Source organism: Nitrososphaerales archaeon (genome assembly GCA_025058425.1).
Taxonomy (GTDB): Archaea; Thermoproteota; Nitrososphaeria; order Nitrososphaerales; family JANXEG01; genus JANXEG01.
Window position 1 is genome coordinate 1 of record JANXEG010000093.1, and the last position, 652, is coordinate 652.

Annotated in this window: 1 protein-coding gene; it reads right to left on the reverse strand. The window is 35.1% G+C overall.

Features of this window, described 5'->3' with window-relative positions; all coding sequences use genetic code 11:
* Positions 1-635, reverse strand: a 635-nt coding sequence (locus NZ896_06830; GenBank protein MCS7117157.1) for a thiamine pyrophosphate-dependent enzyme, incomplete at its 3' end; no start/stop codon positions are given.
* Positions 636-652: the final 17 nt, after the last annotated feature.

Below are 652 nucleotides of genomic sequence, written 5' to 3' on the forward strand. Positions count from 1 at the left end.
TTATTTAAGAGTGGTTTACATATACTACTTAATTTAAATACTCCATGATCAATTTCATATAAAGGCCACATGCCACATTGAACTGCGAGTCTACCTATCTCAATAGTTTTATCACTTGGAAATCTCCATCCAGTAGGACATGGACTATGTAAATGAAGGTATTTGAAGCCTTTAATTGAAGCTGCTCTTTTAATTTTAGCAATAAAATCAAATGGGTAAGCTATAGAGGCTGTGGCTATATATGGTATTCTATGTGAAGCCATTATCATTGGAACATTCTTTTTATGTTCAGTTTTACCTAAAATTGTCGTTGTAGTCCAAGCAGCATATGGAGTTGCACCACTCCTCTGAATACCAGTATTCATGTAAGCTTCATTATCATAACATATGTAGATTATATCATCATTTCTTTCAGCAGCACCACTTAAAGATGCCATACCTATATCTGCTGTTGCACCATCACCAGCCCAAACAACAACGTGAATACCACTTTTACCTAAGATTTCAAATCCAGCTTTAACCCCTGCTGCAGTTGAAGGTGAAGCTGCAAAAGCTATATTCAATACTGGAACATTATATGCAGTTTTAGGATAAGGTCCTTCAATTATTGTTGAACAACATGCAGGTATAACCATTACATAATTTCCTTCTA